Annotated in this window: 24 protein-coding genes; 16 read left to right on the forward strand and 8 right to left on the reverse strand. The window is 73.4% G+C overall.

Annotation, left to right across the window (positions count from 1 at the left end; translation table 11 throughout):
• Positions 1–77: 77 nt before the first annotated feature.
• Positions 78–800, forward strand: a complete 723-nt coding sequence (locus ACZ499_RS06635; protein WP_468672960.1) for a DUF6597 domain-containing transcriptional factor — start codon at positions 78–80, stop codon at positions 798–800.
• Here the strand turns inward: ACZ499_RS06635 and ACZ499_RS06640 are convergent.
• Entirely contained in the window at positions 740–1,132 is a 393-nt protein-coding gene (locus ACZ499_RS06640) for a VOC family protein (RefSeq protein ID WP_468407651.1), read from the reverse strand. The two genes, ACZ499_RS06635 and ACZ499_RS06640, sit on opposite strands and share 61 nt — an antisense overlap.
• Before the next feature lie 174 nt (positions 1,133–1,306).
• On the opposite strand from ACZ499_RS06640, the gene ACZ499_RS06645 reads away from it, so the two are divergent.
• From ACZ499_RS06645 to ACZ499_RS06670, 6 genes are all read left to right on the forward strand, one after another.
• Positions 1,307–2,824, forward strand: coding sequence for a hypothetical protein (locus ACZ499_RS06645; protein WP_468672962.1), 1,518 nt, complete (start codon positions 1,307–1,309; stop codon positions 2,822–2,824).
• A gap of 91 nt (positions 2,825–2,915) precedes the next feature.
• Complete coding sequence (locus tag ACZ499_RS06650) at positions 2,916–3,872, forward strand: LysR family transcriptional regulator (RefSeq protein ID WP_468673318.1); 957 nt, start codon at positions 2,916–2,918, stop codon at positions 3,870–3,872.
• A 233-nt stretch (positions 3,873–4,105) separates the two neighbouring features.
• Positions 4,106–5,230 carry a ribosome small subunit-dependent GTPase A gene (gene rsgA / locus ACZ499_RS06655; RefSeq protein ID WP_468672965.1) on the forward strand — a complete coding sequence of 375 codons (1,125 nt, stop codon included), beginning with the start codon at positions 4,106–4,108 and terminating at the stop codon, positions 5,228–5,230.
• An 87-nt stretch (positions 5,231–5,317) separates the two neighbouring features.
• Positions 5,318–6,733, forward strand: coding sequence for a DNA-3-methyladenine glycosylase 2 family protein (locus ACZ499_RS06660; RefSeq protein ID WP_468672967.1), 1,416 nt, complete (start codon positions 5,318–5,320; stop codon positions 6,731–6,733).
• 56 nt (positions 6,734–6,789) lie between these two features.
• On the forward strand, positions 6,790–6,990 hold the full coding sequence (locus tag ACZ499_RS06665) for a hypothetical protein (RefSeq protein ID WP_468672969.1): 201 nt from the start codon (positions 6,790–6,792) through the stop codon (positions 6,988–6,990).
• A 33-nt stretch (positions 6,991–7,023) separates the two neighbouring features.
• Complete coding sequence (locus ACZ499_RS06670; protein ID WP_468672971.1) at positions 7,024–7,479, forward strand: MarR family winged helix-turn-helix transcriptional regulator; 456 nt, start codon at positions 7,024–7,026, stop codon at positions 7,477–7,479.
• Positions 7,480–7,509: 30 nt separating this feature from the next.
• On the opposite strand, the gene ACZ499_RS06675 is transcribed toward ACZ499_RS06670, so the two are convergent.
• From ACZ499_RS06675 to ACZ499_RS06685, 3 genes are all read right to left on the reverse strand, one after another.
• The gene (locus tag ACZ499_RS06675) at positions 7,510–7,881 is read right to left on the reverse strand and encodes a PPOX class F420-dependent oxidoreductase (protein ID WP_468672973.1); all 372 of its coding nucleotides are present in this window, start codon (positions 7,879–7,881) and stop codon (positions 7,510–7,512) included.
• 101 nt (positions 7,882–7,982) lie between these two features.
• Positions 7,983–8,465: a DUF456 domain-containing protein gene (locus ACZ499_RS06680; protein ID WP_468672975.1), complete on the reverse strand. Its 483-nt coding sequence runs from the start codon at positions 8,463–8,465 to the stop codon at positions 7,983–7,985.
• Positions 8,466–8,550: 85 nt separating this feature from the next.
• Positions 8,551–9,525 carry a helix-turn-helix domain-containing protein gene (locus tag ACZ499_RS06685; RefSeq protein ID WP_468672977.1) on the reverse strand — a complete coding sequence of 325 codons (975 nt, stop codon included), beginning with the start codon at positions 9,523–9,525 and terminating at the stop codon, positions 8,551–8,553.
• 199 nt (positions 9,526–9,724) lie between these two features.
• On the opposite strand from ACZ499_RS06685, the gene ACZ499_RS06690 reads away from it, so the two are divergent.
• The 4 genes from ACZ499_RS06690 to ACZ499_RS06705 all read left to right on the forward strand — a co-directional run bounded on the left by ACZ499_RS06690 (position 9,725) and on the right by ACZ499_RS06705 (position 15,087).
• Positions 9,725–10,576 (forward strand): hypothetical protein, encoded by an 852-nt coding sequence (locus tag ACZ499_RS06690; protein WP_468672979.1) that lies wholly within the window; start codon positions 9,725–9,727, stop codon positions 10,574–10,576.
• Positions 10,577–10,848: 272 nt separating this feature from the next.
• Positions 10,849–12,471 (forward strand): protein phosphatase 2C domain-containing protein, encoded by a 1,623-nt coding sequence (locus tag ACZ499_RS06695; protein ID WP_468672981.1) that lies wholly within the window; start codon positions 10,849–10,851, stop codon positions 12,469–12,471.
• 28 nt (positions 12,472–12,499) lie between these two features.
• Complete coding sequence (locus ACZ499_RS06700; protein WP_468672984.1) at positions 12,500–14,242, forward strand: pyruvate dehydrogenase; 1,743 nt, start codon at positions 12,500–12,502, stop codon at positions 14,240–14,242.
• 377 nt (positions 14,243–14,619) lie between these two features.
• Positions 14,620–15,087: an ATP-binding protein gene (locus ACZ499_RS06705; protein WP_468672986.1), complete on the forward strand. Its 468-nt coding sequence runs from the start codon at positions 14,620–14,622 to the stop codon at positions 15,085–15,087.
• A gap of 12 nt (positions 15,088–15,099) precedes the next feature.
• On the opposite strand, the gene ACZ499_RS06710 is transcribed toward ACZ499_RS06705, so the two are convergent.
• Positions 15,100–16,164 (reverse strand): DUF2637 domain-containing protein, encoded by a 1,065-nt coding sequence (locus ACZ499_RS06710; RefSeq protein ID WP_468672988.1) that lies wholly within the window; start codon positions 16,162–16,164, stop codon positions 15,100–15,102.
• A 193-nt stretch (positions 16,165–16,357) separates the two neighbouring features.
• A complete protein-coding gene (locus ACZ499_RS06715; protein ID WP_468672990.1) occupies positions 16,358–17,194 on the reverse strand; it encodes a (2Fe-2S)-binding protein in 837 nt (278 codons plus the stop codon).
• Positions 17,195–17,319: 125 nt separating this feature from the next.
• On the opposite strand from ACZ499_RS06715, the gene ACZ499_RS06720 reads away from it, so the two are divergent.
• Complete coding sequence (locus ACZ499_RS06720) at positions 17,320–18,111, forward strand: GntR family transcriptional regulator (RefSeq protein WP_468672992.1); 792 nt, start codon at positions 17,320–17,322, stop codon at positions 18,109–18,111.
• A 226-nt stretch (positions 18,112–18,337) separates the two neighbouring features.
• On the opposite strand, the gene ACZ499_RS06725 is transcribed toward ACZ499_RS06720, so the two are convergent.
• Together ACZ499_RS06725 and ACZ499_RS06730 are read right to left on the reverse strand one after the other, a co-directional pair.
• Positions 18,338–19,105, reverse strand: a complete 768-nt coding sequence (locus tag ACZ499_RS06725) for a hypothetical protein (protein WP_468672994.1) — start codon at positions 19,103–19,105, stop codon at positions 18,338–18,340.
• A gap of 190 nt (positions 19,106–19,295) precedes the next feature.
• Positions 19,296–20,969, reverse strand: coding sequence for a PucR family transcriptional regulator (locus tag ACZ499_RS06730; protein ID WP_468672996.1), 1,674 nt, complete (start codon positions 20,967–20,969; stop codon positions 19,296–19,298).
• Positions 20,970–21,227: 258 nt separating this feature from the next.
• On the opposite strand from ACZ499_RS06730, the gene ACZ499_RS06735 reads away from it, so the two are divergent.
• From ACZ499_RS06735 to ACZ499_RS06750, 4 genes are all read left to right on the forward strand, one after another.
• Positions 21,228–22,118, forward strand: coding sequence for an FAD binding domain-containing protein (locus ACZ499_RS06735; protein WP_385539428.1), 891 nt, complete (start codon positions 21,228–21,230; stop codon positions 22,116–22,118).
• A 2-nt stretch (positions 22,119–22,120) separates the two neighbouring features.
• On the forward strand, positions 22,121–22,714 hold the full coding sequence (locus ACZ499_RS06740) for a (2Fe-2S)-binding protein (RefSeq protein ID WP_468672998.1): 594 nt from the start codon (positions 22,121–22,123) through the stop codon (positions 22,712–22,714).
• A gap of 5 nt (positions 22,715–22,719) precedes the next feature.
• Positions 22,720–25,113 (forward strand): xanthine dehydrogenase family protein molybdopterin-binding subunit, encoded by a 2,394-nt coding sequence (locus ACZ499_RS06745; RefSeq protein WP_468673000.1) that lies wholly within the window; start codon positions 22,720–22,722, stop codon positions 25,111–25,113.
• A 334-nt stretch (positions 25,114–25,447) separates the two neighbouring features.
• Positions 25,448–26,905: an NCS2 family permease gene (locus ACZ499_RS06750; RefSeq protein WP_468673003.1), complete on the forward strand. Its 1,458-nt coding sequence runs from the start codon at positions 25,448–25,450 to the stop codon at positions 26,903–26,905.
• Positions 26,906–26,961: the final 56 nt, after the last annotated feature.

The raw sequence follows: 26,961 nt of genomic DNA on the forward strand, positions 1-26,961 counted from the left end.
CTCCCTCGCAGCCGTGCCGGACCGGGCGGCCATTGTGGCGGAGCGGCCCCGCCGCTGTCCGGGTTAGCCTCGAAGACATGTACCGAGAGCGTGCCTCGCGGCTGGCCGGCGCGGTGGTCTGGGCGCGCACGGTGGGGCCGGGCGCCGTCCGCCCCGTCCTGCCGGACGGCTGCATGGACCTGCTGTGGCGCGACGGGAGACTGTTCGTCGCCGGTCCCGACACGCGCGCGTACGTACCGGAGGCGGCCGCCGGGGTCCGGTTCGCGGGCGTGCGGTTCGCGCCGGGCGCCGGCCCGGCGGCCCTCGGCGTACCGGCGCACGAACTGCGCGACCGGCGTGTGGACCTCGCCGCGCTCTGGCCGGGAGGCGTGGTGCGCCGCCTCGCCGAGCGGATCGCGGAGGCACCGGACCCGGCCGGCGCCCTGGAGGCCGTGGCGCTGGACAGGGCCGGGGAGCCGGACCCGCTGATGCGGGCGGTGGCCGAGCGGCTCGCGGCGGGCGCCCCGGTCGCCGCGACGGCCGAGGCGGTCGGGCTCGGCGCCCGCCAGCTGCACCGCCGCTCCCTGGACGCCTTCGGCTACGGCCCCAAGACCCTCGCGCGCGTCCTGCGCCTCCAGCGGGCGCTCGATCTCGTCCTTGCGGGCGTGCCGTACGCGCGGGCGGCGCTCGCCGCCGGGTGCACCGACCAGGCACACCTCGCCCGCGAGATGCGCGACCTGGCCGGGACCACGCTCACCGCCTACGCGGAGGCGGCGAAGAGCGAGACGCCCACCCCGTCCGGGTCGTGGAGCGTCGCGTAACGCTGCCCCCAGAAGGCGTCGAAGGGCTTGAGGTGACCGGCGTACCCGGCCGCCACCAGCTCCTCGTACATCCGGTCCACCTCGTCCGGCCCGTCGCAGACGAAGGCCAGGTCGGCGCGGCCGCCGCCCTGCGGGCGGGTCCAGTCCGGGTCGAAGGAGCGCAGCACCTCCTCGGTGTCCCACAGGATCCGGGTGCCGCCCGGGAGCGTGTGCTCCACGTGCGGCTCGGTGTCGGCCTCGGCCGGGATGTCCAGGCCCAGACGGCGGTAGAAGGCGAGCGAGGCGGCCATGTCGGAGACGACCAGGCCGATGGAGTCGAATCGTGCGTTCATGGCTTCAACGTAGGCGGGGCCGGACCGCGGGTCTTGTAAGAAACGGACACGCACGCGTGCCGTCGGGCCTGAGAGGCCGTTGCCCGCGTACGACACGCGCGTTCCCCTGCTCCACACTCCACCCGTTGGCGCACTCTCCCGGCCGGGCCCCGCCCGGCCGCGTAACGTGTGCGCATGTCTGCCGCCGATCAAGCGACCCGGTCCGTGCCGAGCCGAGAGGCCGTGCGCCCCCTGCGCCGGGACACCGTCCGGTTGGCGCTGGTCGGGGCCGTCCTCGCGCTCGCCTGCGGCGCCGTCCAGCTGGCCACCGGCGCCTGGCGGCTGCCGCTCGGCTGGGACGAGACCGTGTACGTCAGCCAGGTCGACCCCCGCGTCCCCGACGCCTTCTTCAGCGAGCCCCGGGCCCGTGGCATCAGCTGGCTCGCCGCGCCCGCCGCCCAGCTGACGGGCTCGGTGCCGGTGCTGCGCACCTGGATGCTGCTGCTCGCGGCGGCCGGGCTCACGCTCGCCTTCCGTCCCTGGCTGACCCTGGTGGGCCGCAGGGTCGTGCTGCTCGCCGCCGTGCTCTTCGCCGGGCTGTGGGTGGTGCAGTTCTACGCGGGCGAGGTCATGCCCAACCTGTACGTGGCGTACGGGGCGCTCGCCGGGGCGGGTTGGTTCCTGCGCGCCGCCGGGGACCGCGACGGGCGGCGCGGCCCGCTGCTCGCGGTGGGGCTGAGCGTGGCGTTCACGGCGCTGGTGCGGCCGTACGACGGCGGCTATCTGGCGGTGGCCCTGCTCGCGGCGGTCCTCGCGGTACGGGCCTGGCGGCGGAGGCGCCTCGCCGTCGCGGTCCTCGGCGGACTGGCCGTCGGGGTGCTGCCCTGGGTGATCGAGGCGTATCTGCGCTTCGGCGGCCTGATGGAGCGGGTGCACGGCGCGGGCGAGGCGCAGGGCGGGCTGAGCCTGCACAACGCGCTCGGCATGAACCTGATGACCCTCAACGGCCCGCTGCTGTGCCGCCCCTGCACCTCCGGCTGGCCCAACCCGCATCTGAGCGCGGTGTGGTGGCTGGCCCTTCCCGTGCTGACCGCCCTCGGCGTGCTGTGCGCGGCCCGGGCGAGGCGGGCGCGTACGGCGCTGCTCGCGGTGTGGTGCGCGGCGGTGCTCGGCGTGCCCTACCTCTTCGGCATCGGCTATGCGGCGCCGCGCTTCCTGATCCCCGCGTACGCGCTGCTCGCGCTGGTCGTCGCGGAGTGTGCGGCCGGGGCGGTGGAGGCGGCGAAGGGGCGGTGGCGGCCGGTGGTGGTGGCCGCCGTCGCGGTGTGCCTGGGGCTCCAGCTCTGGGGCCAGTACGGGATCATGGACCGGCGCACGGCACGCCAGCAGGCGCTGCGCTCCGACGACCAGTGGCTGGTGGCCCGGCTCGCGGAGTACGGCATCCGCCCGCCCTGCACCATCGTCGGCGACGAGTCCCAGCCGCAGGCCTTCTACGGCGGCTGCTCCTCGCAGGCCAGCGACCGCGCGAACCGCACCCAGACGGTGCCGGGCATCGTGGCGGCGGCGCGGCGCACCCCGCTGGCCCTGGTCCAGGAGGCGTCGAGCCCGCCCGCGTACGCCCGCTCGTGGGCCGCCCACAAGGTGGTCACGCCCCGGACGGGGACGGTCTGGTACGTCTTCCTGGCGCCCGCTCCGGAGTCCGTCCCCCGCTGAGCCGAGCTGTGTGCACGGGGCCGCCCGATCCATAAGTCGGCTCGATACTTGACGGGTGACCGATAGAAATACGCATGGCGCGGCCCGGCCGGTGCGGCGCCCGCAGGACGGCCCGACGGCTGCGGCGGGCCGCCCCGTCCGCCCCCACGCCCCCCTCGACCTCACCCACCTGCGCACCTTCCTCGCCGTCCACCGCACCGGCAGCTTCACCGCCGCCGCCCGGCTGCTGAGCCTGTCCCAGCCGACCGTCACCACCCAGATCCGCTCCCTGGAACGGCAGCTCGGGCGCGAGCTGTTCGAGCGGCTGCCGCGCGGGGTGGCGCCGACGCCGTACGCCGACGACCTCGCCGCACGGGTCGCCGCCCCGCTCGACGCGCTCGCCCTCGTCGCCGACCGGGGCCCCGGCGACGGCGCGCCCGCGCAGCCCGTACACCTGGCCGGACCGGCCGAGTTCCTCTGTGTCACCGCGCTGCCCGCGCTCGCGCCGCTGGTCGCGGACGGGGTGCGGCTGCACGTCGTCACCGGCCTCTCCGACGAACTGCTCGACGGTCTGCGCGCGGGCCGCCACGACCTGGTGGTCTCGACCGTGCGGCCGCGCGGCCGCACCCTGACCGCCGTACCGCTGGGCGACGAGGAGTTCGTGCTCGTCGCCGCGCCGCAGTGGGCGCGGCGGATCGGCGCCGGGCACGTCGCCGCGGACGGCCCGGCCGCGCTGACCGGCGTGCCGCTGGTGACGTACGCCGAGGACCTGCCGATCGCCCGCCGCTACTGGCGCCACGTCTTCGGCCGCCGCCTCACCGGTGAGGCCGCGCTCACCGTCCCCGACCTGCGCGGGGTCCTGGCCGCCGTGACGGCGGGCGCGGGCTTCACCGTGCTGCCCCGCTACCTGTGCCGCGCCGACCTCGACGCGGGCCGCCTGGTCGCCCTCCTCGAACCCGAGGACCCGCCGATCAACACCGCGTACCTCGTCCAGCGCCCCGGCACCCCCGACAACCTCCAAGTCACCCGCGTACGCGACCACCTGCTGGCCGCCGCACGTCACTGGTGAGGGGACGCGGATAAATCAGTTGGCCGGGCTCGGAGCCCGGCGTTATGGTGACTGCGTTCCGTACGGCGGCCGTTGGCCGGCGTACTCCAGCCGTGAGACCGATCCGGGAGGTGTGAGCGATGGCTGTCATTGCGATGGGCGCTGCCCTCATCCAGAAGTGCATCAATTCCACTCCCGTGGCCACCGGCTGAACCCAACGCACCGCCGGGGCCGCCCTTGTGAAGGGTCACCCCTTGTCTTCCTCTTCTGCTTCGCAGCAGTCGTCCTCGCACCAGTCCTCCACCTCGCACGCCCTGTCTCCCTACGGCTGGGACGACGCCTGGGCCGCCGACTTCGCGCCCTACGCCGACCAGGGCCTGCTGCCCGGCCGGGTCGTCCGCGTCGACCGGGGCCAGTGCGACATCGTCACCGCCGACGGTCTGCTGCGCGCCGACACCGCCTTCGTCACCCCGCACGACCCGATGCGGGTCGTCTGCACCGGTGACTGGGCCGCCGTCGAACCCGTCGGCGACCCCCGGTTCGTCCGCGCGTATCTGCCGCGCCGCACCGCCTTCGTACGCAACACCTCCTCCAACCGGTCCGAGGGGCAGATCCTCGCGGCCAACGTGGACCACGCGATCATCGCGGTCTCGCTCGCCGTCGAGCTGGACCTCGGGCGGATCGAGCGGTTCCTGGCCCTGGCGTGGGAGTCGGGCGCACAGCCGCTCGTCGTCCTCACCAAGGCCGACCTGGTGCCCGACCCGGTCGGGCTGTCCTACCTCGTCCAGGACGTGGAGACCGCCGCGCCCGGCGTCCAGGTCCTGTCCGTCAGCTCGGCGACCGGCGATGGCGTCGAGGTGCTGCGCGCGATCGTGTCGGGCGGCACCAGCGTGCTGCTCGGCCAGTCCGGCGCGGGCAAGTCGACGCTGGCCAACGCGCTGCTCGGCGCGGACGTGATGGAGGTGCAGGCCATCCGGGACGTCGACGGCAAGGGCCGGCACACCACCACGACCCGCAATCTGCTCGTCCTGCCCGGCGGTGGCGTCCTCATCGACACTCCGGGGCTGCGCGGGGTCGGCCTGTGGGACGCCGAGAGCGGTGTCGGGCAGGTCTTCGCGGAGATCGAGGAGCTGTCCGGGCAGTGCCGCTTCCACGACTGCGCCCACGAGGCGGAGCCGGGGTGCGCGGTGATCGCGGCGATCGAGGACGGCTCGCTGGCCGAGCGGCGCCTGGAGAGCTACCGCAAGCTGATCCGCGAGAACCGGCGGATCGTCGCCAAGACCGACGCGCGCCTGCGCAACGAGATCCGCCGCGACTGGCGCATCAAGTCGGCCGAAGGCCGGGCGAACTACGCGGCCAAGCGGAGCGGCACCCGCTGACAGCCCCCGGGGATCCGGGCACGGCGCTCCGAGCGTCGTGTCCGAATCCCGCGAGTCGAACTGCCCGGCCTCGCGCACACTGGACGTGTGACCACGTACGAAGAGACCGACGAGACCCGGTACGAAGCCGTCAGCAGCCGTGACGCCCGCTTCGACGGCGAGTTCTTCTTCGCCGTGTCGACCACCGGCATCTACTGCCGCCCCAGCTGCCCGGCCGTGACGCCCAAGCGCAAGAACGTCCGCTTCTTCCCGACGGCGGCGGCCGCCCAGGGCCACGGCTTCCGTGCCTGCCGCCGCTGCCGCCCCGACGCGGTGCCCGGCTCGGCGGAGTGGAACGTGCGCGCCGACGTCGTGGGCCGGGCCGTCCGGCTGATCGGCGACGGCGTGGTGGACCGGGAGGGCGTCCCCGGTCTCGCGGTGCGCCTCGGCTACAGCACCCGGCAGGTCCAGCGCCAGCTCACCGCCGAGCTCGGCGCGGGCCCGGTCGCCCTCGCCCGTGCCCAGCGCGCCCACACGGCCCGGGTGCTGCTCCAGACCACCGGGCTACCGGTCACCGACATCGCCTTCGCGGCCGGGTTCGCCAGCGTGCGGCAGTTCAACGACACCATCCGGCAGATCTACGCCCGTACGCCCAGCGCCCTGCGCGGGGAGTCCGGGACGAAGACCGGCCGGGGCTCGGCCGCCTTCGCGGCCGGGATCCCGCTGCGGCTCGCGCACCGGGGCCCGTACGCGGCGCGCGCCGTCTTCGATCTGCTCGCCGAGGAGGCCGTCGCCGGGGTCGAGGAGATGACGGGCGAGCCGGGTGCGCGCACCTACCGCCGCACGCTGCGCCTGCCGTACGGCACGGGCATCGTGGCCGTCGACGAGGCGCGCCCGCGCCGGGGCGGCTGGCTGGAGGCCCGTATCCACCTCACCGACCTGCGCGACCTCACCACCGCCGTCCAGCGGCTGCGCCGCCTCTTCGACCTGGACGCCGATCCCTACGCGGTGGACGAGCGGCTCGCGGCCGACCCCCGGCTCGCCCCCCTGGTCGAGGCCCGGCCCGGGGTGCGCTCGCCGGGGGCCGCCGACCCCGACGAGTACGCGGTACGGGCGCTGGTGGGGCGGGCCGTCGCGGGGGAGCTGACCGAGGAGTACGGGAAGCGGCTCGACGTGCCGTGCGGCGCGCTCACCCACCTCTTCCCGGAGCCCGGCACGCTCGCCTCGCACCCGGATCCGGCCCTGGCGCAGCTCGCCGCCGCGCTCGCCGACGGCAGGCTACGCCTCGACGCGGGCGCCGACCGCGAGGAGGCGGTACGGGTCCTGCGCACCCTGCCCGGCCTCGACGCCCACACCGTGGCGCTGATCCGCGTGCGGGCGCTCGGCGAACCGGACGTGGGGTTCGACGCCGAGACGCGTCCCGCGGACAGCTCCGGCGACAGCGACGGCGAACTCTGGCGGCCCTGGCGCTCGTACGCCCACCGGCACCTGAGCGCGGCCGCCGCGCACGGCGCCGCCGCGTAGCCCGCGGACGGCGTCGGCCGACGGGCGCCCCCGCCGCCGTCTGGGAACGTCGGTACATGATCCGTCTCGCCCGCGTCCCCCTGGACCTGCTGGCGCGCGCCGGCCACCCCGTCTTCCAACTCGTCGGCCCAGGACGCCTGTCGGCCGCCGTGCGCGAGGCCCCGCAGACCACTCCGGCCTCCCGCAGCGGTCTTGAGCACGCCCTCGACCTCGCCGTCTGGTTCGACATGTACGCGCCGGGGATTACACTCGCCTGACCTGAATTCGGTGCGGGGGGCGGCGGACGGGCGATGATCATCGATGACGATGCGGCGCTGCAACTGGTGATCTCGCTCCACCGGCTGCTGCGCAGTCTGCGCCGGGCCGCCCCGGCCGACGGGATCCAGCCCACCCAGACAGTGGTGCTCTCGCTGCTCGCCGAGAGCGGGCCCGCCCGCATCGGTGAGCTCGCGGCCCGGGTGCCGTGCTCCCAGCCCACCGCCACCTCGGCCGTCGCGGGCCTGGAGGCGACCGGGCTCGTGCTGCGCGAGAGCGACCCCACGGACGGCCGGGCCGCCCGGATCGTCCTCACCGAACGCGGCGCTCGCGCCCTGGTGGACGCCGCCCGCGCCGAGGCCGAGGTGCTGGCCTGGCGCCTCGGCGCGCTCGGCGCCGAGGAGGCCGGAGCGGTCGTCGCGCTCGGCCCGCTGCTGCGCCGCCTCGCCGAGGCGGCCCACGACGGCTCCGATCCGGCGAGCCGGGCGTAGGGCCTCCGCCGGGGCGGGCCCCGGCCGCCGTCACTCCTCGTCAAGCCCCCAGCTGTGGATCTTTTCCGGGCGGATCCGGATCAGCTCCTCGCTGAAGTGCGGCCCCAACTCGTGCGGCCCGGTCAGCAGTTCGGCCTCGCCCCGGATCTCCACGCCCCGTACCCGCCAGGGCCGTACGCTCACCACGTCGTCCACGACCAGCGCGAGCCGCGGATTAGCCAGCAGGTTGCGCCACTTCTTCGTGGTGCCGAGCGCGTAGCCGCCGATCAGGATCGTGCCGTCGTCCTGCGGGAAGAACCCGACCGGGTTCGCCTGCGGCTGGCCCTTGGGGTCGACGGTCGCCAGCCGTCCCAGCCGCTGGGACCTCAGGTACGCGCGCTCGGCCGCGCTGAATTCGTTCATGGCCCCAGCCTCACACGCGGACCCGCCGAAGGTCATCGGCTCCGGGGACCAGTGCGCCCGGGTCGCGCGACCTACGTCCCCACCGGCCCGGGCCCGCCGGCTCAGGCCCAGATCACCACGCCCGCCCACAAGCCCACCGCCAGCAGACACGCGAACAGCTCGACCAGGACCGAGTACCCGCCGGATCGCAGCACCGTGCGGGCCGACGACCAGCCCGCCCCATGGCTGCCGAGCCGCATCCGCTCCGCCCCGTACAGCCCGCCCAGGAAGCCCACGATCCCGCCGACCACCGGGAGCAGGAAGAAGCCGGCGATCGCCGCGACGCCGCCGGTCAGCAGGGAGCGCCGGGGCGCGCCGGCCGTCTTCAGACGCCGGGGCGGCAGCACCAGCTTGACGGCCTGGGCGAGCAGGAGCAGGCCCGTCGCCCCGGCCAGGACCGCCCAGGCCGTGCCGGTGGCGTCGCTGAGGGCCCACCACGCCACGGCGGCCCAGACGATCGCCTGCCCGGGCACCCCGGGGACCAGCACACCGAGCAGCCCGAGGAGCATCACCAGGCCCATCACCAAGAGCAGCCACACGCCCACCTGCCCAGCGTGCGCCAAACGGAACGTTTCCGCAGGTCCGGGCCCGGCCCCCCGGGCCGGATTCCACCCCCCTGCCGTCCGCCCGCTACCGGGCCACCCAGCCGCGCTCGTACGCGTGCCACCCCAGCTGGAGCCGGGTGGTGACGCCGGTCAGCTCCATCAGCCCCTTCACCCGGCGCTGTACGGTCCGCAGCCCCAGGTCGAGCTGTTTGGCCACGCTCGCGTCGGTCATCCCGGCCAGCAGCAGCGACAGGACCTCCAGGTCCGTGGCGTCGGGGCCGGACGACTCCTCCCGTACCGCCGCGCCCGCGAGCCGCAGCGGCAGCGCGTCCCGCCACACCGCCTCGAAGAGGCCCATCAGGGACTCCAGGAGGCCGCTCGCGTGCACCACCAGGGCGGCGGGCTCCGCGTCCCGGCCGGTCAGCGGCACCATCGCCAGGCTGCGGTCGGCCACCACCAGCTTGGTGGGCACCCGCTCGACCGTGCGGACCTGCTCGTCGCGGCCGAGCGCCGCCGTGACCTCGACGATCCCGGCGGGCAGGGCGAGCACCTCGCGCTCGATGACCACCCGGTAGGCGACGCCCCGGGTCGCGGCCCGCTCCTCGGACTCGTTGTCCATGCCGGTCACGGCGATCGGATTGCCGGTGACCAGCGCGCACACCTCCTCGGCCGCGCCGAGCTGGAGCTGGTGGAAGCGGTGGGCGACGGCGGACGCGCCGGTCACCACCTCCACCAGGTCGTGCACGGCGGGCTCGGCGGCCTCCCTCCGGTACTCCTCGGCGAGCAGCGCGGCAGCCAGCTCCGCCTGCTCCAGCTCGTGGCGCTGCCGGGTGAGCAGGGCGCCGAGCGCGACGCCGGGCGGGGCCGCCACCCACCGCCCGGTCCGGGCCGAGGACTGGGCGGCCAGGCCCTGGCGCTCCAGGCGCCGCAGCGCCCGTTCCGTGTCGGGCTCGGGCAGCGCGAGCCGGTGCGCCAGGTCCGCGACCTCGGCCGCGCCCAGCGCCACCAGCGTCCGGTACGCCGACTCCTGCATCTCGTCCAGGCCTATCGCTCCGAGCACCCTCGTCCGCCCCTCTTGCGCCCGCTGTCCACGCGTGGCGGGAAACGGCCACGGCGCAAACCCGCCTCACAACATCATCCCCGCACCTTCCGTCGCTCTGCGAAGGTGGCGCAACCGCAGTACCAACAACCTTCGGCAACAAGGCATTTGTGCGCTTTGCGCGCGGAGTTTTTTGTTCCGGATTCGCCTGGGGAGAGCGATGCGTCCGATATCGCGCACGGCTCCGGGGGTGGCGAACGCCGCCGTCCTCGCCGTCACCGCCCTCTCGCCGTGCGTGGCCGCACCACCGGCCGCCGCGACCGCGAAGAGACGGATCACCGGCGGCGAGGCCGCCGCCCGGCAGCAGGGGCGGCCGGTCACCGTCACGGACGGGGTCGTCGCCCCGGTCGCCCCGCGCGACACCGAGGGCAAGGAGGTCCTCACCGCCGAACGGCAGGGCAACCTGATCGGCTTCGCAGCCGCGATGTGGGGCGACGGCGGGCACTACGCACAGCCCGGCTCGTTCGGTGACATCGGCGGCCTGGTCCTGCGCCGCGACGTCGAGGTGGTCGGTGAGAGCGGCCGGCCGTCCGGGGTCTTCGAAGTCCCGGCCCGGGACAGCGCGTACGAGCTGGAGCAGCGCATCGAGAAGATCGGCGGCCCGGCGAAGGTCCGGCAGCGGTCCACGAGCGTCCAGACGGTGTGGAAGTTCCGCTCGAAGCTCGACGAGAACGCCTACTCGCAGGGCCTCGGCATCCTCTTCCCGCGCTACTCCCTGCCGGAGGACGGCCTCAAGACCCTCCCGGCGGCGAACGGGCAGCGGATCGGCCTCTCCGTGGCGGGCCACGCGGGGTACATCCCGGCGGCCCTCACCTCGGCCCGCCTGTCGTACTCGTACGACGACGGCGCCACCTGGACCGAGGCCGCCGTCACCCACCGGGGCGACTCCTGGTCCGCCCTGGTCGACCACGCGGGCGCGGTCGGCAAGCAGGTCGCCCTGAAGGCCGAACTGACGGACGCCCGCGGCAGTTCCGTCACCCAGACCGTGACGCGCGCGTACGACGTGCGCTGAGCGCTCCGCTGGAAGTGCGGTGGTTCGGCTGCGGGCCGTCCGTGGCTGGTCGCGCAGTTCCCCGCGCCCCTTACGGGGCTGTGGCGCACCGGACTTCGACAAGACCGGTCAGTCACCGGCAGCTCGCCGGGCGGCCCTCTCGTGGGGGGGGGGAAGGGCCGCCCGGCGGAGGCACGTCCGCTCGCGTCCGCGTACGGGGTGCGGATCTGTGTGCTGACCACTTTTACCCGTTGCACCGTTTTCGTACGGCCCTTGCGGTGGACAATAAGGGCATGAGTCAGCAGGGGGAGAGGCGCACCTCGGACGACGACTGGTGGGCTCGCCTGTACGACGAGCCCGCCCCGGACAACTCGCCCGCAGCAGCGGGCGACACCCTCGACGACCGCTTCGAGTCCGTTGCGGAGGCGGTGAGTCCGCCCGTGCCGGACTCCAGGTCCGGGCCGCGGCCTCCGCGCCGCGCGCCGCGCGTGCCGGAGCAGTCGGCGCCGCAGGACCGAATCGATCCTGAGGGCACGGCCGGGCCCGTCGATGCACGGGCCGAGCCCGTGGACGTACGGGGTGATCCCATGGACGTGCCGCTCGAACCCGAGGAGATGCCGGGTGCGGTGCGGCCGCCCGCCCCCGCCGGGATCCCGCCCCGGGCGCCCTGGCAGCCGCGCGGCACCACGGCGCCACCCGGCTCCGGCCGCACGTCCGGGTGGTGGGAGCCCGCCGACTCCCTTGCGCCGCCGGCCCCGCCGCCGCCCGGGTACGAACCAGCCGTTCCCGCGCCGCCGGCGCAGCCGCCCGCAGCCCGGACCGCGGCCGGGCCGCCGGAGCCCCGGCCCGCCCAGCCGCCACCGGGCCCGCCCGATCCACCCGCCTCCGTCGCCGCCCCGCCCGGGACGGCCCCCGAACCGCCGCCGCCCCCCTCACCCCGGCCCCATGTCGGCCATGTGGGGGACCGGCCGCCCACCTACGACGCCGAGCCCACCGCGCTGCCGAACGCACGGCCCGACAGCCTGGACGAACTCGTCGCGGACACGGTCCTCGACGGCGCCCGGTACGGGGCGTACGTGCTGCGCGCCGCCTCCGTACGCGGCGACTCGGCCCGCTACCGGGGCGAGCCCCGGCGTGACGCCCTGCTCACCGCCCGGTTCGGGAACGGCGAGAACGCGCTGGTCCTGGTGGCCGTCGCCAGCGGTATGCGGGCCTTCGAGGGCGCGCACCTCGCCGCCGCCGACGCGTGCCGCTGGATCGGCGGCGCCATCGGGCGCAGCCACGCCCGGCTCGCCGACGACATCAGGGCCGGGCGCCGGGGCGACCTCAAGTCCGGGCTGCACCGGCTCACCGACCGCAGCTACGGCAGACTGCGCGCCCGCGCCGCCGAGCTGGGCGCGGAGCCCGAGGAGTACACGGCGGGCCTGCGCTGTCTGCTGCTCTCCACCGACCCCGGCTGCCGCACCCGGGTCTTCTTCGGGGTCGGGCCCGGCGGCCTGTTCCGGCTGCGCGCGGGCGTCTGGCAGGACATCGAGCCCGCCCCGCCCGAGCCGGGCGAGGTCAGCGGCGAGCCCGTCGTCGGGTTCGGCTCGCCGCCCTCCGAGACCCGGGAGGGCGACCGGCTCACCATGGACCTGCAGACCGTGGAGCCCGCCCGCCCGTACATCGACCCGCCGCCCCCGCCCGCCGAACCGTTCCGCTTCCGTGCCTCGGTCGCCCGCCCGGGCGACACCCTGCTGCTGTGCAGCGGCGGGCTCGCCGAGCCGCTGCGGGGCGAGCCCGCGCTGGCGAAGGAGCTGGCCGAGCGGTGGGCCGGGGGCGAGCCGCCCGGGCTCGCCGCGTTCCTCGCGGACGCCCAGCTGAGGGTGAAGGGGTACGCCGACGACCGTACGGCGATCGCCGTCTGGGAGGCGTGACGCGGCGGCCCGTGGATGAATGGGAGCCATGGCCAAACAGAACGTGGCGGAGCAGTTCGTGGACATCCTCGCCCGCGCCGGGGTGCGGCGGATGTACGGCGTCGTCGGCGACAGCCTCAACCCCGTCGTCGACGCCATCCGCCGCACCCCGGCCATCGACTGGATCCAGGTCCGCCACGAGGAGGTCGCCGCCTTCGCGGCCGGCGCCGAGGCCCAGCTCACCGGCACCCTCGCGGCGTGCGCCGGATCCTGCGGCCCGGGCAACCTCCATCTGATCAACGGCCTCTACGACGCCCACCGCTCGATGGCCCCCGTCCTCGCCCTCGCCTCCCACATCCCCTCGTCCGAGATCGGCCTGGGCTACTTCCAGGAGACCCACCCCGACCAGCTCTTCCGCGAGTGCTCGCACTACTGCGAGCTCATCTCCAGCCCGAAGCAGATGCCCCGGCTGCTCCAGACGGCCATCCAGCACGCGATCGGCCGGGGCGGCGTCAGCGTGGTCGCGCTCCCCGGCGACGTGGCCTCCGAGCCTGCCCCGGACAAGGCCGTCGAGCACGCGCTGGTCACCGCGCTGCCGTCGGTGCGCCCGGGCGACGCGGAGATCGAGAAGCTCGCCCGTCTGGTGGACGAGGCCAAACGCGTCACCCTCTTCTGCGGCAGCGGCACCGCGGGCGCCCACGCCGAGGTGATGGAGTTCGCCGAGCGGGTCAAGGCGCCGGTGGGGCACGCGCTGCGCGGCAAGGAGTGGATCCAGTACGACAACCCGTACGACGTCGGCATGAGCGGGCTGCTCGGCTACGGCGCCGCCTACGAGGCCACCCACGAGTGCGATCTGCTGATCCTCATCGGCACCGACTTCCCGTACAACGCCTTCTTGCCCGACGACGTCAAGATCGTGCAGATCGACGTCCGCCCCGAGCACCTCGGGCGGCGCTCCCAGCTCGATCTGGCCGTGTGGGGCGATGCCAAGGAGACCCTGCGCTGTCTGACCCCGCGCGTGAAGGCCAAGACCGACCGCCGCTTCCTCGACAAGATGCTGAAGAAGCACGCCGACGCGCTGGAGGGCGTCGTCAGGGCGTACACCCGCAAGGTCGAGAAGCACGTGCCGATCCACCCCGAGTACGTGGCCTCCGTACTCGACGAACTCGCCGACGACGACGCGGTGTTCACCGTCGACACCGGTATGTGCAACGTCTGGGCCGCCCGGTACATCTCGCCCAACGGCAGGCGCCGGATCATCGGCTCGTTCAGCCACGGCTCGATGGCGAACGCGCTTCCGCAGGCGATCGGCGCCCAGTTCACCGACCGGCGCCGCCAGGTGATCTCCATGTCCGGCGACGGCGGGTTCTCCATGCTGATGGGCGACTTCCTGACCCTGGTCCAGTACGACCTGCCGGTGAAGATCGTCCTCTTCGACAACTCCTCGCTCGGCATGGTGGAGCTGGAGATGCTGGTGGCCGGGCTGCCGTCGTACGGGACGAGCAACCTCAACCCCGACTTCGCGGCGATCGCCCGCGCGGCCGGTGCGTACGGTGTGCGCGTCGAGAAGCCCAAGCAGCTCGCGGGCGCCCTCAAGGACGCGTTCAAGCACAAGGGGCCCGCCCTGGTCGATGTGGTCACCGACCCCAACGCGCTCTCCATCCCGCCGAAGATCAGCGCCGAGATGGTGACCGGCTTCGCGCTCTCCGCGAGCAAGATCGTGCTGGACGGCGGGGTCGGCCGGATGCTCCAGATGGCCCGTTCCAACCTGCGCAACGTGCCTCGCCCGTAAGGCGGTTCAGAGAACCGTAGGGCAGATGTCCACCCGGTTGTCTGGCGATGGGGTGATCCTCCATGGTCAGCGCGTCTCCCGGCCCGGTGGTCGGAAGGCGGGCGCGACCGCGGGCGCGTCCGGCTGCGCCCGCGAGAATCCAGGGCCGGTGGCCCGCTCCACCCTGTGACTCACGTGTGGGTAAGGGGCGCTGCCATGGAGTGCCCCCCCCTCGCCCGCGATCGCCCCGCAGCCGGTCCGCGAGCCGTGGAACCGCTCCCGCCGCGAATTCCGTCGGTCGTTGAGGAATCACCATGCGTGACGGGGGGGCTGTGGGGCATGCATCCCGTGAGGGTGTTCGAGACGGAAAGGGACGTGACGACGTGCGGGTGGGGGTTATGACTGAGCGTCAGGGAGGGGGCGGGCCGGAGACGACCGGGGCGTTCCGCGGAACGGGAGCGCGTGCGGTGCTCCATGGGCAGCTGCGGCGCAGGGTGGGGCGGTCGGACCTCACGGCGGTTCCGGAAGTGCGGCGCGCGCTGCGGGAGTTGCTGGGGCACTGGAAGCACCGGGGGCAGGCCGACGTGGCCGAGCTGCTCACCTGCGAGCTGGTGACCAACGCGCTCATACACACGGACCAGGGGGCGGTGGTGACGGCCACGCTCACTCCGGCCGGACTCCGCGTCGAGGTGCACGACTTCACCCCGATGCTGCCCGGACCGTACGTACCGTCCGCCGACGACGGTACACACGGCCGGGGGCTCCTGCTGGTGCAGGTGCTCGCGGACGCCTGGGGCATGCGCGCGCACGAGGCGGGCAAGGTCGTCTGGTTCGAGCTCGGCAGCGGGACGGCGCAGAGCCTCTGACGCCGTCCGCACTCAGCCGAACTGCTGCTCCAGATCCTTGAGTTTGCGCTCCAGGTGGTCCAGGCGCGGCAGCGTCTGGGTGTCGTCCTCGGCCGTGAGGTCGACGGTCCTGGACGCCGTCAGGGACTCAGCGTCCGTGACGGCCTGAAGGGCGAGCCGGTTGCGAAGAGGCAGTGGTCCCGGCTCTGCTATGGCGGGCTCCGCGACAGCTTTCGGCTGCCCGGAGCCCGTACTCGGCGCCATGGACTGGACGTCGGCCTGGCGGCCGCCGGGCCGCCCCCGGCCCAGGTTCCGGCCCTGGCGGCTGAGCGCCTTCAGATGCGCCCGCTCCAGCTTCTCCTGCTCGCGCCGGCGCAGCCGGTTCTGCTCCTTGGCGCGCCGGTCCTCGCGTACCTCCTCGACCGCCTCGTCCAGCGTCCGCACCCCCTCCAGGAGCATCAGCGACCAGGCGCCGAACGTCTCCCGGGGGGCCCGCAGCCACCGTACGATCCGGATCTGCGGCAGCGGACGGGGCACCAGGCCCTGTTCGCGCAGCGCCGCCACGCGGGTCTGCTTCAGCGCGCGGTCGAAGAGCACCGCCGCCGAGAGCGACATCCCGGCGAAGAACTGCGGGGCGCCCGCGTGGGCCATGCCGCGCGGCGCGTGCACCCAGTTGAACCAGGCGGCCGCGCCCGCGAACGTCCACACCAGCAGACGTGAGCCGAGCGCCGCGTCGCCGTGGCTGGCCTCGCGCACGGCGAGCACCGAGCAGAACATGGCGGCGCCGTCGAGGCCGAACGGGACGAGGTACTCCCAGCCGTCCGTGAGGCCGAGGTTCTGCCGGCCGAAGCCGACCAGACCGTGGAAGGAGAGCGCGGCGGCGACGGCCGCGCAGCAGAACAGCAGCACATAGGAGGCGGTGCCGTAGATGGCTTCCTTCCGGCGGCGGCGTTCCTCGCTGCGTTCCCAGGTGTCGTCGCCGGAAGCGCTGTCACCGGAGCGCTTGCCGCGCGTGAGGACGACCAACGCCACGACGACCCCCACGATCATCACGCAGCCCGGAAGCAGCCAGTCCAGAGATATGTCGGTCAGTCGCATGCGGTGTCCCTTGAATCACGTAAGGCGTTCCGGGCGCCATAGTGCTCCTGCCGCACGGAGCCGCAGGCGTTTTCGGGGCAAGAGACCGCCATTGGCGGTCAGTGGCATACAAATAGGTGCGATGTGCTCGAACTGGCGTGGCACTGAACCGAGTTGGGTTCGAATCCGGCTCACCCGGACGAGTGGCGTGGATTCAGGACGCGGCACTCAGCTTGGCCACCCGGTCGGCGTCGTGGGTACGCGGACAGGTGACACAGGTGTCCTCGGGGCGCAGGGTGTAGAAGAGGCAGCAGCTGGCCCGGTCGCGGGTCGGCAGCGGCTCGCCCGCCGGACCGCTCAGCTCACGGAAGCCGGCGGCGCCGACGTACGGCTTGGTCGAGCCCGGCAGCAGCAGCTCCAGCTCGCCCATCGCCCGCCGCTCCTCGCCGAGCAGCGCCGCCACGTACCAGAGCCCCTCGACGACCTCGTCGGTCGCCATGCCCCACAGCGCCCGCCTGCCGCGCCGCATCCGGGGTCCGAAGCCGTCCAGCACCGGGCCCAGGTGTTCGGCGACGGCCGCGCGGACCTCGGCGCGCAGCGCCTCCTCGTCCGGGACGACCCGTGCGCCGGGCAGCGCGGCCGCGGGGTCCCCGGGCAGGCACGCGAACTCCCGCACCCGCACGGCCAGCCGTCCCAGCGTGCGCTGGAAGGAGACGTCCTCGACGGGTACGCGCGGCACCCGGCGGTGCAGAAACCACGGCACCGTGATGAGCAGACAGGCGGGCCAGGCGTAGCGGTGGAAGCCGAAGGAGGCGATGACGTCGGGGCGGGCCCGCTGCCCGTAGTCGCGCAGGACCTGCTCGTCGTCCCAGCCGAGGAAGGCGTCCAGGGCGTCCCCGCCGGTGGCGAGCTGGTCCGCGCCCACCCAGCCGGGGGAGCCTGGGACCTGCTCGCCGTCCGCGAGCTCGTGGACCCGTACGCCGGGGTAGACGTCGGCGAGGCGCGCGTAGGACGCGGCCAGGGGGCTCGGGAGCAGCGTGGACACAGTCATCCAGGGACCACCGAATCACGATCGTTTGCAGGTAAGGCTTACCTTAGCGGATGCGTGCGATGTTTGAACTGTCGCTTTGTCCGCCTATGGTGCTGGGGGAATACCGAGCGGTAGGAGGGCCTGGGGTGGAGCAGGGCAGAGCACGCGAGACGGCGGCGCCGCCGTTCGGGTCTCCCCGTGTGCCCGCACAGGCCCGGGTGGAGGATGATCCCTTCACGGTCGTACGGGACCGGGCGCCGGAGGCCGTACGGGGTGAGCACACCCACAGTGAGCCGCCCGCGCCCCAGGTCCGGCAGGTCCGCCGGCATTCCGTACGCGGCCAGATCCTGGAGGCGCTGCGGGCCGCGCTGGTCGACGGTGAGCTGGTGCCGGGCGAGGTGTACTCCGCGCCGGTGCTCGGCGAGCGGTTCGGCGTCTCGGCCACCCCGGTGCGCGAGGCGATGCAGCGGCTGGCCTCCGAGGGCGCCGTCGAGGTCGTCCCGAACCGGGGCTTCCGGGTCACCGAGCGCGGTCCGCGCGAGCTGGCCGAGCTGGCCGAGGTGCGCGCCCTGATCGAGGTGCCGGTGATGCTGAGGCTCGCCCGGTCCGTGCCCGCCGCCCGCTGGGCCGAGCTACGGCCGCTCGCCGAGGCGACCACCCAGGCGGCGGCGGTCGGCGACCGGGCGGGCTACGCCGAGTCGGACCGCGCGTTCCACCGCGCGGTCCTCGCGCTCGCCGGGAACCAGCAGCTGCTCCAGGTGGCCGAGGACCTCCACCGGCGCTCCCAGTGGCCGCTGACGGCTGCGCCGGTCGCCCGTCAGGGCGAGCTGGTCGCGGATGCGGCGGAGCACTTGGCTTTGCTGGATGCGTTGATCGCCCAGGACTTGACGGTGGTTCAGTCCTTGGTGCGGGAGCACTTCACGGGGTCTGCGCTGTAACGCTGCGTGGCGGGTGCGGGCCGGTGGGGGCTGATCGCGCAGTTCCCCGCGCCCCTGAGATGCGCCCCTTCGGGCCGCCCCCAAGGATGCCGCGCAGCGGCTATAAGGGGCGCGGGGGGCTGCGCGATCAGCCCAAGGTAGGCCGCAGACAACAACGCACCCTTTTCGGGGCGCGGGGAACCGCGCGATCAACCCCCACCGGCCCGCAGGCGAACACTCGGCGCCGTCAGGTAGCCGCCGGGGACGGGGTGAGGTGGCTCGCCAGCCACGTCGGCACCCCGCCCAGCAGCCGGAAGAGCCGCGCGGCCTCCGTGCGCAGGCGGGCCGCCTCCGGCTCCGGCTCCGCCTCGGCCAGGGCCGCGAGGGCCGGCGCCGTGCCGACCAGGTAGCCCAGCTCCTCGCGGATCCTCAGCGACTCCGCGAAGCCGTGCCGTGCCTCCGCCAACTCCCCGTCGCGCAGGGCGAGTCCGGCCAGATGGCGCCAGGTGAAGGAGAGCAGCAGCGTGTCGCCGTGCGCGGTGGCGCCCGCGTGGGCGCGGCGGTAGGCGGCGCGGGCCGCCTGCGGCGCGTCCGCCACGTTCTCGGCGAGCAGGCCCCGGCGGAAGTCGAGCAGCGCGCGGCCCCGCGCGGCCGGGGCGATCAGCGCGGCCGCCCGGCCCAGCGCCGAACGGGCCTCGTCGGCGCGGTCGCGCACCCCGAGCAGCGTGGACGCGTACGCGAGCTGGCCGCGCTCGCACGCGGCCGCGCCGCGCTCCTCGTCGTCCCCGGCCACCGCCTCGGCGCCGCGCAGCGCCTCCTCGGCCTCGGCCCAGCCGTCCCCGGTGTACAGACAGCGCTCGGTGAGCAGCGCGGCCCGCTGGAGCGCCGCGGCGGGCTCGGCGCCGTGCGGTTCGAGCAGGGCGGCCGCGTCCGTCCAGCATCCGCGTGAGCGCAGCCGCCATACCGCGGTCTGGAGCGGATCCCCGTTCTCTGCAGTCGTTCCGGAATCAGACATGGCGGAGTACGCCACGTTGCCCTCCCCGAGCGCGCCATTGAGCCGTTGAGTCCGAGCTGTTGAGTCGTGGGCGAATCTCAGCACGGATTGGCACGCCGGGCCAAGGGCCACGCGTGAATTCCTTCACAAACGGCGAATTGCGGCGCGTCGAGGTGGTGTTCCGGCCTGGTCGCGCCGCCCGCGCGCCCCCTCAGCTCATCCGCAGGGCCAGGAAGAAGTCCAGTTTGTCCTCCAGGCGCGAAAGATCACGACCCGTCAGTTGCTCGATCCGGCCGACCCGGTAGCGCAAGGTGTTGACGTGCAGATGCAGTCGCGTGGCGCAGCGGGTCCAGGAGCCGTCGCAGTCGAGGAACGCCTCCAGGGTCGGGATGAGCTCGGCCCGGTGCCGCTGGTCGTAGTCGCGCAGCGGATCGAGCAGCCGGGCCGTGAAGGCGCGGCGCACGTCGTCCGGGACGAACGGCAGCAGCAGGACGTGCGAGGCCAGCTCGTGGTGGCCGGCCGCGCAGACCCGGCCCGGGCGGGCGGCGGCGACCCGGCGGGCGTGCCGGGCCTCCTCCAGGGCGCCGCGCAGCCCCTCCGCCGAGTGCACGGCTGCGCTGACACCGAGTGTCAGGCGCCCGTCGTCGGCGAGGCCCGCCGAGAGCGGCGCCTGGACCGCGGCGAGCAGCGCGTCCGCGTGCAGCCCGGCGTCCGGGCCCTCGCCGACCGAGGGCAGCGGCACCAGCGCGATCGCCTCGTCGCCCGCGTGGGCGACCGCGATCCGGTCCGAGGAGTCGGGGCCCGACACGGCAGGGTCGACCAGTATTTCCTCCAGGAGCGCCTGGGCGACCGGGCCGCCCGCGACCTCCGCGGCGGTGGCCGCCGACTGGCTCCAGTCGACCCGGGCCACGATCACCTGCCAGTGCGGCGCCGAGCCGAGGCCGGGCAGCAGCACGGGGGCGGCGACCCGCAGCCGGGCCGCGATCTCGGCGGGGGCGGCGCCGGTCTGCACCAGCTCCAGGACCTCCTGGGCGAGCCGGCGGCGTACCGTACGGGCCGCGTCGCGGCGGTCGCGCTCCACGGCGATGAGCTGGGTGACGCCCTGGAGCAGATCGAGCCGGGCGGCGGGCCAGTCGGCCGCGTCCGCCTCCACGGCCAGCAGCCAGTCCGACAGGACCGTCTCGCGCACATCACGGGCGGCCGGGGCGGCCCCGCGCCCGCTGTGGCGGATCGGGAACAGCGAGTACGTGGTGCCGTGGACCACGGCCCGGTGCGGGCCCCGGCGGCCGGTGCGGGTCGCGCCGAGGTGTTCACCCGCCAGAGTGGCGCCGACGGCCGCGGGGAGCGGCTCGCCCGCGCCCGCGATCTGCCGGCCGGTGGGGGAGAGCACCCAGGCCCGCAGGTCCAGGTCGGAGCCGAGCAGGTCCAGGACGACCTCGGGGCCGCCGCCCGCCGGGCCGGAGGTCATCAGGCGCCGGTGCCGGTCGACCACGGCAGCCAGGTCCCCGGCCCGCTCGCCGGAGACCTGGCGCACCACGTGCTCGGTGATGGTGGCGAAGGCGACCGACTCGTTCACCGCGAACAGCGGCAGCCGGTGCTGTGTACACGCACGGATCAGGTCATCCGGGATCGCGCCCAGCTCGGCCTCGCCGGCCGCCAGGCCGACCACCCCGGCTCCGGCCAGGATCCGTACGAACGGCTCGGAATCGTCGGCGTCGCGGCGCCAGGCGAGGCCGGTGAGGACCAGCTCGCCGCCGGAGAGATAGCGGCTCGGATCGCGCAGGTCAGTGGTCATCACACCGCGTACGGTGCGGTCCAGCTCGTCCTCGCCGCCGAGCAGCCGCAGCCCCAGCGCGTCGGTCTCCAGAAGTGCGCGAAGCCGCATCGCGTGTCGCCGCCGATCTGTCTTGTTGTTGCCGGTGGAAAGCGGTGGGGTAACTGAGCACCGCCTTTCATACGAATCTACAAGACGTGGATGGAGACCAGCCAACTCCTTCATGGTTTCGGTGACTGCACCCCGCGGAGTGAGGCTTGTGTACTGGGGCCACACAGCGTCAACAGCACATGAACGACTTCATAGCCGAGGGCCGGCCGTCTCCGGGACCCGCGCGAACGACCCCGATTGAGAAGAAGAGAGCCACTCATGGACTTCCTTCGCCCCGCCAGCTGGGAGGAGGCGCTCGCCGCCAAGGCCGAGCACCCCACGGCTGTGCCCATTGCGGGTGGCACCGATGTGATGGTCGAGATCAACTTCGACCACCGCCGGCCCGAGTACCTTCTGGACCTGAACCGCATCGAGCTGCTGCGCGCGTGGGAGACCGGCGAGGAGACCGTACGGCTCGGCGCGTCCGTGTCGTACACCGAGATCATGGAGAACCTGCGGGCGGAGCTGCCGGGCCTGGCGCTCGCCTCGCACACCGTCGCCTCCCCGCAGATCCGCAACCGCGGCGGCGTCGGCGGCAACCTCGGCACGGCCTCGCCCGCCGGTGACGCCCACCCGGCGCTGCTCGCCGCCGGCGCCGAGGTCGAGGTGGAGTCGGTGCGCGGGTCCCGGCTCATCCCGATCGACGAGTTCTACACCGGTGTGAAGCGCAACGCGATGGCGCCGGACGAGCTCATCAAGACCGTCCACATCAAGAAGGCGGACGGCCCCCAGCAGTACTCCAAGGTCGGCACCCGCAACGCGATGGTCATCGCGGTCTGCGCCTTCGGCCTGGCGCTGCACCCGGAGACCCGCACGGTCCGCACCGGCATCGGCTCGGCCGCCCCGACCCCGGTGCGCGCCACCGCCGCCGAGGAGTTCCTGAACGCCGCGCTCGACGAGGGCGGCTTCTGGGAGAGCGGCAAGATCATCACCCCTTCGATCGCCAAGCAGTTCGCGGAGCTCGCCTCCGCCTCCTGCAACCCGATCGACGACGTACGAGGCACTGCCAAGTACCGCCGGCACGCCGTGGGCATCATGGCCCGCCGCACGCTCGGCTGGACCTGGGAGCAGTACCGCGGCACCGGCCGCTCGCTTGAAGGAGCTGCATAACCATGCGCGTCAATTTCACGGTCAATGGCCGCAAGCAGGAAGCCGACGACGTCTGGGAGGGCGAGAGCCTTCTCTACGTGCTGCGCGAGCGCATGGGTCTTCCGGGTTCGAAGAACGCCTGTGAGCAGGGCGAGTGCGGCTCCTGCACGGTCCGCCTCGACGGAGTGCCGGTCTGTTCGTGTCTGGTCGCGGCCGGTCAGGTCGAGGGCCGCGAGGTCGTCACCGTCGAGGGCCTGGCCGACTACGCCAGGCATCGGGAAGCCGCCCACCCGGGCGGCGCCTGCGCCGCCGGCTCCTGCGGCACCTCCGTCGACACCGCCCAGCGCTGGCAGGCCAAGCCGCCGGACGGCCGGACTGCAGAGGCGGGCGCCCTTTCCCCGATCCAGCAGGCGTTCATCGACGCCGGCGCCGTCCAGTGCGGTTTCTGCACCCCGGGCCTGCTCGTCGCCGCCGACGAGCTCCTGGAGCGCAACGCCTCCCCGTCCGACCAGGACATCCGCGAGGCCCTCTCCGGCAACCTCTGCCGCTGCACCGGTTACGAGAAGATCCTCGACGCGGTCCGCCTCGCGGCCGCCCGTCAGGAAGAGGCGGTCTGACGATCATGGCCACCACTGGTACTCCCACCAACATCACCCAGGGTTCCAGGACCAAGGGCGGCATCGGCGAGTCGACGCTGCGCCCGGACGGCACCCTCAAGGTCACCGGTGAGTTCGCGTACTCCTCGGACATGTGGCACGAGGACATGCTCTGGGGCCAGACGCTCCGCTCCACGGTCGCCCACGCCGAGATCAGGTCCATCGACATCTCCGAGGCCGTCGCGATGCCCGGCGTCTACGCCGTGCTGACCTACGACGACCTGCCGGCCGCGATGAAGAACTACGGCCTGGAGATCCAGGACACCCCGGTCCTGGCCCACGGCAAGGTCCGCCACCACGGCGAGCCGGTGGCCCTGGTCGCCGCCGACCACCCGGAGACCGCCCGCCGCGCCGCCGCCAAGATCAAGATCGAGTACGTGGAGCTGCCGGTCATCACGGACGAGGCGTCCGCGACGGCCCCCGACGCGATCCTGGTCCACGAGGGCCGCGACGACCACCACATCGGCCACGTCCCGCACCCCAACATCGTGCACCGCCAGCCGATAGTGCGCGGCGACGCCGACGAGGCCGCCAAGCGCGCCGACGTCATCGTCAGGGGCGAGTACACCTTCGGCATGCAGGACCAGGCCTTCCTCGGCCCGGAGTCCGGCCTCGCCGTGCCGTCCGAGGACGGCGGCGTCGAGCTGTACGTGGCCACCCAGTGGCTGCACTCGGACCTCAGGCAGATCGCCCCGGTCCTCGGCCTGCCCGAGGAGAAGGTCCGTATGACCCTCTCCGGCGTCGGCGGTGCCTTCGGCGGCCGCGAGGACATCTCGATGCAGATCCACGCCTGTCTGCTGGCGCTGCGCACCGGCAAGCCGGTCAAGATCGTCTACAACCGGTTCGAGTCCTTCTTCGGCCACGTCCACCGGCACCCGGCGAAGCTCTACTACGAGCACGGCGCCACCAACGACGGCAAGCTCACGCATATGAAGTGCAGGATCGTCCTGGACGGCGGCGCCTACGCGTCGGCCTCCCCGGCGGTCGTCGGCAACGCCTCCTCGCTCTCGGTCGGCCCATACGTCATCGACGACGTCGACATCGAGGCCATCGCGCTCTACACCAACAACCCGCCCTGCGGCGCCATGCGCGGCTTCGGCGCGGTCCAGGCGTGCTTCGCGTACGAGGCGCAGATGGACAAGCTGGCGGCGAAGCTGGGCATCGACCCGGTCGAGTTCCGCCAGCTGAACGCCATGGAGCAGGGCACCCTGCTGCCGACCGGGCAGCCGGTCGACTCCCCGGCCCCGGTGGCCGAGCTGCTGCGCCGCGTCAAGGCCCGTCCGCTGCCGCCCGAGCAGCAGTGGGTGACCGCCGGCGAGCAGGCCGACGTGCGCGCCCTGCCCGGCGGCCTGTCCAACACCACGCACGGCGAGGGTGTCGTACGGGGCGTCGGCTACGCGGTCGGCATAAAGAACGTCGGCTTCTCCGAGGGCTTCGACGACTACTCCACCGCCAAGGTGCGCATGGAGGTCGTGGGCGGCGAGCCGGTCGCGACCGTGCACACCGCGATGGCGGAGGTCGGCCAGGGCGGTGTCACCGTCCACGCGCAGATCGCCCGTACCGAGCTCGGCGTCACGCAGGTGACCATCCACCCGGCCGACACCCAGGTCGGCTCCGCCGGCTCCACGTCGGCCTCGCGCCAGACGTACGTCACCGGCGGCGCGGTCAAGAACACCTGCGAGCACGTCCGCGAGGCCGTCCTGGAGATCGGCCGCCGCAAGTTCGGTTCCTACCACCCGGCCTGGGCCACCGCCGAGCTCCTCCTGGAGGGCGGCAAGGTCGTCACCGACGGCGGCGAGGTCCTCGCGGACCTGGCCGACGTGCTGGAGGACGAGGCGGTGGAGCTGGAGCTGGAGTGGCGCCACCGTCCCACCGAGGCGTTCGACCTGCGCACCGGCCAGGGCAACGGCCACGTCCAGTACTCGTTCGCCGCGCACCGCGCGGTCGTCGAGGTGGACACCGAGCTCGGCCTGGTCAAGGTCGTCGAGCTCTCGGTCGCCCAGGACGTCGGCAAGGCGCTCAACCCGCTGTCCGTCGTCGGCCAGATCCAGGGTGGCACCATCCAGGGCCTGGGCGTGGCGGTCATGGAGGAGATCATCGTCGACCCGAAGACCGCGAAGGTGCGCAACCCCTCCTTCACGGACTACCTCATCCCCACCATCCTCGACACGCCGACCATCCCGGTCGACGTGCTCGAACTGGCCGACGCGCACGCCCCGTACGGGCTGCGCGGCGTCGGCGAGGCCCCGACCCTCTCGTCCACCCCGGCCGTCCTCGCGGCGATCCGGAACGCGACGGGTCTGGAGCTGAACAGGACCCCGGTCCGCCCCGAGCACCTGACGGGCACCGAGTCGTCCTGACCCCCTGAACCCTCCGGGCGGTGCGTGCCTTCCCAGGAACGTCACACTTCCGAACCGCCCGCACCGCCCGGAGCACAGAAGTACCGCACCGCTCGCGGTCCTTCACCACCGCACCACCGGCACCACCAGGCAGTACCGAACGAGCAGTACCCGAATGACCAGCACCATCCCGTACCGCGGTACCGGAACCGGTACCCCCGCAGTACGCGGAAACGTTCGTCTCGGGCCGTCCCCCGGGTCGTGCAGCCCACGCACCATCCCAAATCCCGCAGCTTGTCTGACTGAGATCTCAAGTCTTATGCGGGTGCCCCTGTGAACCTTGGGAGTAGGCACCATGACCCAGCAGTCTGTGGAGCCCAAGACCACCGCCGAGGAGGCGGGTTCCGGCTCGCGCGTCCCCGCCGGCAGGTCTTGGCTCGACCGGTACTTTCACATAACGGACAGAGGATCCACGGTCGCGCAAGAGGTGCGCGGCGGCATCACCACCTTCATGGCGATGTGCTACATCCTCCTGCTCAACCCGCTGATCCTCTCGACGCCCGACGTCGACAAGCACACGCTGGGCCATGCGGGCCTGGTGACGGCCACCGCCCTCGCGGCCGCGGTCAGCACGCTGCTGATGGGCTTCATCGGCAAGGTCCCGCTCGCGCTCGCCGCAGGACTGAACGTTTCCGCGGCCCTGACCACCCAGGTGGTCCCCAACATGACCTGGCCGCAGGCCATGGGTATGTGCGTCATGTACGGCGTGGTCATCATGCTGCTGGTCGTCACCGGCCTCCGTGAGATGATCATGAACGCCATCCCGCTGGCGCTCAAGCACGCGATCACCATGGGCATCGGCATGTTCGTCGCCCTGCTCGGCCTGGTGAAAGCCGGATTCGTCGGCAAGGGCCAGGGCGGCCCCGTCACCCTCGGCGCCACCGGCGAGCTGGTCGGCTGGCCGGTCCTCTTCTTCGCGGTGACCCTGCTCCTGATCTTCGCCCTCCAGGCGCGCAACGTACCCGGCGCGATCCTGATCGGCATTCTGACCGGCACGGTCCTCTCGCTCGTCGTCACCAAGGTGGGCGGTCTGACCGACAAGGACTGGGGCGGAGCCGCCCCCGGCCTCGACGGCAGCGCGGTCGCCAAGCCCGACTTCGGACTCTTCGGCCACGTCGAGTTCGGCGGCTGGGAGCAGATCGGCGCCATCGGCGTGGGCATGATCGTCTTCACCCTCGTCCTGGCCGGGTTCTTCGACGCGATGGCCACCATCATCGGCGTCGGCCAGGAGGCCGGGCTCGCCGACGACAAGGGCCGGATGCCGGGCCTGTCCAAGGCGCTGTTCATCGACGGCGCGGGCGGCGCGATCGGCGGCGTCTCCGGTGCCTCCGGCCAGACCGTCTTCATCGAGTCCGCGACCGGCGCCGGCGAGGGTGCCCGTACCGGCCTCTCCTCGGTCGTCACCGGTCTCTTCTTCGCGGCCTGCCTCTTCTTCACCCCGCTCACCCAGCTGGTCCCGGCCCAGGTGGCCGCGGCGGCCCTGGTCGTGATCGGCTCGATGATGATGAGCGCGGCGCGGCACGTGGACTGGAACGACCGCTCGGTGTCGATCCCGGTGTTCCTCACCGTGTCCCTGATGCCGTTCACGTACAACATCACCGCCGGTGTCGGCGCGGGCGTCATCGCCTACACCGTCATCAAGGCGTCGCAGGGCAAGTGGCGGGAGATCGGCGGGTTCATGTGGGCCCTGTCCGGCATCTTCCTCGTCTACTTCGCGCTCAGCCCCATCGAGAGCTGGCTGGGCGTCAAGTAGGCCACGATCAGGGCGTACGACCGACGCCCTCCACTCATCCGTTCCGTAAGGAGACC

It is taken from the genome of Streptomyces sp. NPDC031265, assembly GCF_055570295.1.